The organism is Myroides sp. 1354 (assembly GCF_030324495.1).
Classification (GTDB): domain Bacteria; phylum Bacteroidota; class Bacteroidia; order Flavobacteriales; family Flavobacteriaceae; genus Flavobacterium.
Genome location: NZ_JACAGN010000009.1, coordinates 43,808 through 51,808, shown reverse-complemented (window position 1 = coordinate 51,808; position 8,001 = coordinate 43,808). Strand labels below are relative to the sequence as shown.

The 8,001-nt window shown below is 35.8% G+C and carries 7 protein-coding genes; 6 read left to right on the top strand and 1 reads right to left on the bottom strand.

The genetic code is table 11. From position 1 onward, the window contains the following. The first annotated feature begins 97 nt into the window (after positions 1-97). The 6 genes from HX004_RS10725 to ilvA are packed head-to-tail and all read left to right on the top strand — an operon-like array spanning position 98 to position 7,224. The gene (locus HX004_RS10725; protein ID WP_286442491.1) at positions 98-970 is read left to right on the top strand and encodes a branched-chain amino acid transaminase; all 873 of its coding nucleotides are present in this window, start codon (positions 98-100) and stop codon (positions 968-970) included. A 14-nt stretch (positions 971-984) separates the two neighbouring features. Beyond that, positions 985-2,670, top strand: a complete 1,686-nt coding sequence (gene ilvD, locus HX004_RS10720) for a dihydroxy-acid dehydratase (protein ID WP_286442490.1) — start codon at positions 985-987, stop codon at positions 2,668-2,670. After that, complete coding sequence (gene ilvB, locus HX004_RS10715; RefSeq protein WP_286442489.1) at positions 2,667-4,367, top strand: biosynthetic-type acetolactate synthase large subunit; 1,701 nt, start codon at positions 2,667-2,669, stop codon at positions 4,365-4,367. Before ilvD ends, ilvB begins: the two co-directional genes overlap by 4 nt. A 16-nt stretch (positions 4,368-4,383) precedes the next feature. Continuing rightward, positions 4,384-4,935, top strand: coding sequence for an acetolactate synthase small subunit (ilvN, locus tag HX004_RS10710; RefSeq protein ID WP_286442488.1), 552 nt, complete (start codon positions 4,384-4,386; stop codon positions 4,933-4,935). Between the two features lies 1 nt (position 4,936). After that, positions 4,937-5,974: a ketol-acid reductoisomerase gene (ilvC, locus tag HX004_RS10705; RefSeq protein ID WP_286442486.1), complete on the top strand. Its 1,038-nt coding sequence runs from the start codon at positions 4,937-4,939 to the stop codon at positions 5,972-5,974. Positions 5,975-5,979: 5 nt separating this feature from the next. Then, positions 5,980-7,224: a threonine ammonia-lyase IlvA gene (gene ilvA, locus HX004_RS10700; protein ID WP_286442568.1), complete on the top strand. Its 1,245-nt coding sequence runs from the start codon at positions 5,980-5,982 to the stop codon at positions 7,222-7,224. Positions 7,225-7,421: 197 nt separating this feature from the next. Here ilvA and HX004_RS10695 read toward each other — a convergent pair whose 3' ends face one another. Beyond that, positions 7,422-7,889, bottom strand: a complete 468-nt coding sequence (locus HX004_RS10695) for a YbaK/EbsC family protein (protein ID WP_286442485.1) — start codon at positions 7,887-7,889, stop codon at positions 7,422-7,424. Between the last annotated feature and the right edge of the window lie 112 nt (positions 7,890-8,001).

The following is an 8,001-nucleotide window of genomic DNA, read 5'->3' as shown; positions in this document are numbered from 1 at the left end:
GAGAGATGCTGCTATATGCCAAATTGTAAGCCTTTCTCATTCTGGGAAAGGCTTTTTTTATTCATAAAATAAACGATCAACTCTAAAAAAAATAAACATGTATTTAAACAACGAAACTATCTTTTTTCTAAACGGAGAATTTGTAAAAGCTAAGGAATCTACCATTGATTTGTATAGTCAAACACTTCACTATGGTTATGGTGCATTTGAAGGTATCCGTTCTTATGAAACCAAAACAGGAACTAAAATTTTTAAGGCTAAAGAACATTATGAGCGCTTGAAAAAATCTTGCGAATTGGTAAAAATACCTTTCGATTATAACATACAAGAGCTTGTGGAAGCCACCTATGTATTACTAGAAAAAAACAATCTAAAAAATGCTTACATCCGACCCTTAGTATACTGCGGACCAAACATGAGCTTGTCAAAGCCTACCAGTGTTTCAGTAATGATTGCGGCTTGGGACTGGGGAGCATATTTGGGTGATAAATTATTGAGATTAACTATATCCTCCTATTGCCGTCCCCACCCAAGATCTATCCATATCGAAGCAAAAGTCTGTGGACATTATGTCAATTCTATCCTAGCAACTAATCAAGCAAAAGATGATGGATTTGACGAAGCCTTACTTTTGGATAGTGATGGTTTTTTAGCCGAAGGACCAGGAGCAAACTTGTTCTTTGAAAAAAATGGAAAATTATTCACCCCTCAATTAGGAAACATTCTTCCAGGTATCACTAGAACTACTGTTTTAGAGATAGCTAAAAAATTGGGTATGGAAGTACACCAGGGAAAATTTACTAAAGAAGATCTTTTTCAAGCAGATAGTGCCTTTTATTGCGGAACAGCTGCCGAAATAGTAGGTATATTCTCGGTGGACAATTATCAGTTTCCAAAAAACTGGACTAACTCCTTAGGCAAAAAAATCCAAGATACTTATTCACTTTTAGTACGAGAACCTTTAAAATAATTCAATTTAAACGAATGAAAACATTAAACAAATACAGCAAGACCATCACACAAGATGCAACGCAACCCGCAGCACAAGCTATGCTTTATGGAATAGGTTTAACCGAAGAAGATTTACAAAAGGCACAAGTAGGAATTGTGAGTATGGGGTACGAAGGAAATCCTTGTAACATGCACCTCAATGACTTAGCTAAAGAAGTAAAAATTGGTGTACAACAAGAAGACTTAGTAGGATTAATATTTAATACTATTGGTGTGAGTGACGGTATATCAAATGGGACTGATGGTATGCGTTTTTCTCTAATTTCTAGAGATGTAATTGCCGATTCCATAGAAACAGTGGTAAGTGCTCAATGGTACGATGCAGTATTAGCTGTAGTAGGTTGCGATAAAAACATGCCAGGTTCTATCATTGCTATGGGAAGATTAAATCGCCCAGCAATCATGGTTTATGGTGGAACGATTCATGCTGGAGAGTGGAAAGGAGAATCACTTAATATAGTTTCTGCTTTTGAAGCTTTGGGTAAAAAATTCAATAATAGTATTTCCGTTGAAAATTACAAAGGTATTATCAAAAATGCTTGTCCAGGCGCAGGAGCTTGTGGTGGAATGTACACGGCAAATACAATGGCTTCAGCTATTGAAGCATTGGGAATGAGCCTGCCTTACAGTTCGTCCAATCCTGCACTGAGTAACCAAAAAAAGAGAGAGTGTTCTGATACAGGAAAAGCCATTAAAGAGTTGTTGAAGAAAAATATTAAACCAAAAGACATCATGACTCGAAAAGCTTTTGAAAATGCTATGACCATGGTAACGGTTTTGGGAGGTTCTACCAATGCGGTAATGCATCTGATAGCAATGGCACACTCAGTGGATTTGGAGTTGACTTTAGATGATTTTCAAAAGATAAGTGATCGTGTTCCTGTACTAGCTAATTTAAAACCAAGTGGAAAATACCTCATGGAAGATTTACATCATGTAGGTGGTGTTCCTGCAGTGATGAAATACTTATTAAAACACAATTTATTACATGGTGATTGTCTAACTGTTACAGGAAAAACAATTACTGAAAACTTGGAAACTGTGGAAGATCTAACAAAAGGTCAGAGAGTATTACTCCCTATCGAGAATCCAGTGAAAGCAAAAGGACATTTACAGATACTCTATGGAAATTTAGCTACCAAAGGAAGTGTAGCTAAAATAAGTGGCAAGGAGGGTGATTATTTCGAAGGAACGGCTAAAGTGTTTGATGATGAATATGCTGTAATTGAAGGAGTGCGTACAGGAGAGGTAAAACCGGGTCATGTAGTAGTCATCCGCTACTGTGGACCAAAAGGTGGACCAGGAATGCCCGAAATGCTCAAACCAACTTCAGCGATAATGGGCGCAGGATTGGGGAACTCAGTGGCTTTGATTACCGATGGCAGATTTTCGGGTGGAACACATGGCTTTGTAGTAGGACATATTACCCCCGAAGCTTTTGTAGGTGGAACAATTGCCTTGGTAAATGATGGAGATGTGATTGTAATTGACACGAAAAATAATACAATCAATTTAAAAGTATCTGAACAGGAATTAGAAAAGCGAAAATCAGCATGGAAACAACCTGCATTGAAAGTAAAAAAAGGAATCTTATACAAATATGCACAATGCGTTTCAAATGCTTCGTTGGGCTGTATAACCGATAAATATCCAAAATGAAAACAACACAATTAAAGACAACAGGTGCAGAAGCAGTAATACAAAGTTTAACAGCTGAAGGAGTAAAAACGATATTTGGTTATCCTGGTGGTGCTATTATGCCAATTTATGATGCCTTATTTCATCATCTAGATAAAGTAAATCATATCTTGACAAGACACGAACAAGGTGCTATACATGCAGCTCAAGGCTATGCGAGATCTTCTGGAAAAACAGGGGTTGTATTTGCTACTTCGGGTCCAGGAGCCACCAATCTTATTACAGGGTTAGCTGATGCCCTAATTGATTCTACACCTTTGGTTTGCGTCACTGGACAAGTCGCATCTCATCTCTTGGGAACTGACGCTTTTCAAGAAACTGATGTCATGGGAATTTCTATGCCTGTAACCAAATGGAATTGTCAAATAACCAAAGCAACAGATATAGCACCGACTTTAGCTAAAGCATTTTACATTGCCTCATCTGGTCGTCCAGGACCAGTTTTAGTAGATATTACTAAAGATGCTCAATTTGAAAAACTGGATTTCAATCACGAGAAGTGTACATCAGTAAGAAGCTATCAACCTAAGCCGAAATTAAATATAGATCAAGTGCAAACAGCAATCAAGTTTTTGAATCAAGCAAAAAAACCGTTAATGATTGTTGGACAAGGAATTATGCTTTCCAATGCAGAAGAAGAATTACTAGCGTTTGCCGAAAAAATGGGTATTCCCGTTGCTTCAACACTTTTGGGATTAGGAGCTTTTCCCAGTCATCACCCTTTATATGTTGGAATGGTAGGTATGCATGGCAATTATGCTCCCAATGTAAAAACTAACGAGTGTGATGTACTACTTGCTATAGGAATGCGTTTTGACGACCGTGTTACAGGGGATGTTTCCAGATATGCGACACAAGCAAAAGTGATTCATATCGATATTGACATTGCCGAAATCAATAAAATCATAAAAGCTGATGCTCCTATTGTTGCTGATGCCAAAGATGCATTAATAATTTTAGCTGATTTAGTCGAAAAACAAAATTATCAAAATTGGTTGGATGAATTTCATCAAGCTAAGTACAATGAATTACGAATACTTTCCGAAAATAGAGAAAAGATATTTTTAGATGAACTAAGAATGGATTTAGTGATTGATTTACTTTCTCAAAAAACCAAGGGAAATGCAATTATTGTAACTGATGTGGGTCAGCACCAAATGATGGTGGCGCAATTCTATCAATATAATCAAACCAGGAGTAATGTTACATCTGGTGGATTAGGAACAATGGGGTATGCACTTCCAGCTGCTATTGGAGCAAAAGTAGCAAATCCAGAAAAGCAAGTCGTAGCTATCATTGGAGATGGAGGGTTTCAAATGACCTTACAAGAATTAGGGACCATGATGCAAAACAATATTAACGTAAAAATAATCATCTTAAACAATGGTTATTTAGGCATGGTACGCCAATGGCAACAAATGTTCTTCGAAAATAGATATTCGTTTACTGATATTCAAAGTCCTGATTTTGTGGCTTTGGCATCTTCCTACAACATCAATGGTGAAAAAGTAGAAACACAGGAGGAATTGAACAAAGCACTAGATAACCTTTTAAGTTCCGATAATGCATATCTACTTGAAGTAATAGTCGCTAGAGAAGATAATGTTTTTCCAATGATCCCAACAGGTGCTTCAGTTAGTGACATACGGTTACATTGATTATAAAACAAATAAAATGGAAACAAAGAACAAAACATTTACCGTATCCATATTTACGGAAAACACAATAGGAATGCTCAACCGCATCACTATAATTTTTACAAGACGCCACCTGAATATTGACAGTATCACAGCTTCTGAAACAGAGGTTAAGAATGTTCATCGTTACACTATCGTTTTGAAAACAAGCGAATCGAAAATAGATAAAGTCATTGGGCAAATCGACAAATTAATTGATGTACTAAAAGTCTTTGTGCATGAAGATAATGAAGTTATACATCAGGAAATGGCGTTATACAAAGTCAAAACAACAGAACTTAAATCGAACAATATAGAGCAAGTAGTGAGAGAAAATAATGCAAAAGTTCTCACTGTAGACTCCGATTATATAGTCATTGAAAAAACGGGACACAAGATAGAAACTCAAATTTTATTTGAAAAACTAAAACCTTTTGGAGTTTTAGAGTTTGCCTGCTCAGGACGAGTAGCTGTTACTAAACCGATGAAAGAACTAAGCACTTATTTAAAAGAATTAGAATGTAATTTAAAAATAAATAATACAATATAAAATGGCACAATTAAATTTTGGCGGCGTAATGGAAAATGTCGTAACACGAGAAGAGTTTTCTTTGGAAAAGGCAAGAGAAGTATTAAAGAATGAAACTGTTGCGGTCATTGGATATGGCGTCCAAGGCCCAGGACAAGCATTAAATTTAAAAGACAATGGTGTAAAAGTAATTGTAGGACAACGCAAAGGAACTAAAAGTTGGGCAAAAGCACTTGCTGATGGTTGGGTAGAAAACGAAACTCTTTTTGATCTAGAAACTGCTTGTGTTAAAGGTACTCTACTTATGAATTTATTATCTGATGCAGGACAAATACAGGCGTGGGAAATGATGAAGAAACATTTAACGAAAGGCAAATCTCTATACTTTTCACATGGTTTTGGTGTTACTTTTTATGATAAAACGGGTATCATACCGCCCAAAGATGTAGATGTATTTTTGGTAGCTCCTAAAGGTTCTGGGACTTCTTTAAGAACATTATTTTTAAAAGGACAAGGATTGAACTCTAGTTATGCAGTTTTTCAAAATGCAACTGGAAGAGCTGAAGAAAAAGCATTAGCATTGGGGATTGCTATTGGCTCTGGTTACCTTTTTGAAACCACTTTTCAAAAAGAAGTATATAGCGATTTAACAGGTGAACGAGGTGTTCTGATGGGGGCTATTGCTGGAATTTTTGAAGCCCAATATCATGTTCTCCGCCAACGGGGACATTCACCTAGTGAAGCCTTCAATGAAACTGTAGAAGAACTCACCCAAAGTTTAATGCCTTTGGTAGCCAAAAACGGAATGGATTGGATGTTCGCCAATTGTAGTACCACTGCACAACGTGGAGCATTGGATTGGAAAGGTAAATTTAGAGATGCTACTACACCTATTTTTAATGAACTATATGATGACGTACTTTCAGGAAAAGAAGCAGCCGTCGTTATCGAAGCCAACAGCAAACTAGATTATAGAGAAAAACTCAATGCAGAACTAAAAGAAATACAACTTAGTGAATTATGGCAAACTGGAATGCAAGTTCGAAAGTTAAGACCTTAGACCAAATGATACATTTAACAAATATAAAAAAGGCAGCCAAAAGCCTGAAAGGTGTGGCGGTGCATACTCCCCTTATAAAAAACGAAAACCTGAGCGAGCGATTTGCTGCTCAGGTTTATTTAAAACGGGAAGATTTGCAACCTGTACGATCCTATAAATTACGTGGTGCATATCATAAAATTAGTTCACTTTCTAAGAATGAAATAAAACTAGGTGTTGTATGTGCAAGTGCAGGTAATCACGCTCAAGGAGTAGCTTTTGCGTGTAAGAAACTAAACATAAAAGCTGTGGTTTATATGCCTATTACTACACCCGCACAAAAAATAAAGCAGGTAAAACTCTTTGGAAAAGAAAACGTAGAAGTAGTTTTGAAAGGTGATACTTTTGACGATGCCTATAACGAAGCTCTTTATTTCAGTCAGAAAAATAAGGCCGTTTTTGTTCATCCGTTTGATGATGAATTAGTTATTTCCGGACAAGGAACTGTGGGATTGGAAATTGTGGAAGATACCAAATCTAAGATTGATTTTTTATTCTTTCCAATTGGAGGTGGTGGTTTAGCAGCAGGGGTCGTCTCGGTTTTTAAACAATTAAGTCCCGAAACTAAACTTATTGGTGTAGAACCACAAGGAGCCGCCTCTATGAAAACATCGCTGGAAATCGGTAAAAATACTGCATTAATGAACATTAATAAATTTGTAGATGGAGCTGCCGTTAAGCGAGTGGGCGACAAAACATTTGAGATCTGCCAACATACATTAGACAACATCGTTTTAGTGCCTGAGGGAAAGGTTTGTACAACAATTTTACAATTATACAACGAAGAGGCCATTGTTGTAGAACCAGCTGGTGCATTAAGTATTGCAGCTTTAGATTCCTATAAAGATCAAATCAAAGGTAAAAATGTGGTGTGCATTGTTAGTGGAAGCAATAATGATATTACAAGAATGGAAGAAATTAAAGAGCGATCCTTGATGTTTGAAGGATTGAAGCATTATTTTATCATTAACTTTCCACAAAGACCAGGAGCATTAAAAGAATTTGTAAATGATGTCTTAGGAGAAAATGATGACATTACTTATTTCCAATTTACTAAAAAGAACAACCGTGAAGAAGGTCCAGCTGTTGTTGGCTTAGAATTAAGATACAGTTCTGATTTAGATAATGTAGAACAAAAAATGAAAACTAAAAAAATAAGCTATCAACATTTAAACAAACAAAAAGAATTGTTTACACATTTGATCTTCTAGTGTTAAAATAGGAGTGGATAAAACTTCCACTCCTTTAACTCTCTTTACTTTATTATTCACTTTAAGCAAAAACGACAATTTCTTTTATATTTTCTATGCTTTTCCTTTTTTAGTTAAAAAACAGTAATAATATATCCAAATGAAGAAACATTAAAAAAATTGCTAACCATCTATGAAAAGCAAACAATCGTATTAATCTACTTTGTAACAGATACCCAATCAACAAAATCACATAAGCCAAGTAGTTCTTCTTGTTTTAATTGGACTACAGTATTAGCGCTCCCTCCTGCTGGATAGAGTACTTGATGTTTTTTTAAAGATTCATCAAAATAAACTTTGGTTGATTCTTTTACCTTAAAAGGACAGACTCCTCCTACTTGATGCCCCACTAGTTCTTCTACATCTTCATATTTAAGCATCTTAGCTTTAATACCAAAAGTATCTTTAAAAGCTTTATTATCTACTTTACTATTTCCTGAAGCTACGACAAGAATAGCAGTTCCCTCTTCTGGGGCATAAAGTGTTATACTCTTTGCTATTTGGTCGCTATCACAACCAATCGCAATTGCAGCTTCTCCTACAGTAGCTGTACTCTCCTTAAATTCAATAAAACGATCTTCAAAGCCCTTGCTTTTCAGATAGTCTTTCACTTTTAAATGGTTCATAATAATTAATATTGGTTTTTAAAAATAGGAATTATAATACAATTGACAAGTTTTAATAATGCTGTCTTGCTATTTATTAAAGCCAAATAATACCTTATAATTCCAATGTCAA

Excerpts from the sequence above, each read along its gene's own strand:
- HX004_RS10725 (WP_286442491.1), top strand. The coding sequence starts at position 98 with ATGTATTTAAACAACGAAACTATCTTTTTTCTAAACGGAGAATTTGTA.
- ilvD (WP_286442490.1), top strand. The coding sequence starts at position 985 with ATGAAAACATTAAACAAATACAGCAAGACCATCACACAAGATGCAACG.
- ilvB (WP_286442489.1), top strand. The coding sequence starts at position 2,667 with ATGAAAACAACACAATTAAAGACAACAGGTGCAGAAGCAGTAATACAA.
- ilvN (WP_286442488.1), top strand. The coding sequence starts at position 4,384 with ATGGAAACAAAGAACAAAACATTTACCGTATCCATATTTACGGAAAAC.
- ilvC (WP_286442486.1), top strand. The coding sequence starts at position 4,937 with ATGGCACAATTAAATTTTGGCGGCGTAATGGAAAATGTCGTAACACGA.
- ilvA (WP_286442568.1), top strand. The coding sequence starts at position 5,980 with ATGATACATTTAACAAATATAAAAAAGGCAGCCAAAAGCCTGAAAGGT.
- HX004_RS10695 (WP_286442485.1), bottom strand. The coding sequence starts at position 7,889 with ATGAACCATTTAAAAGTGAAAGACTATCTGAAAAGCAAGGGCTTTGAA.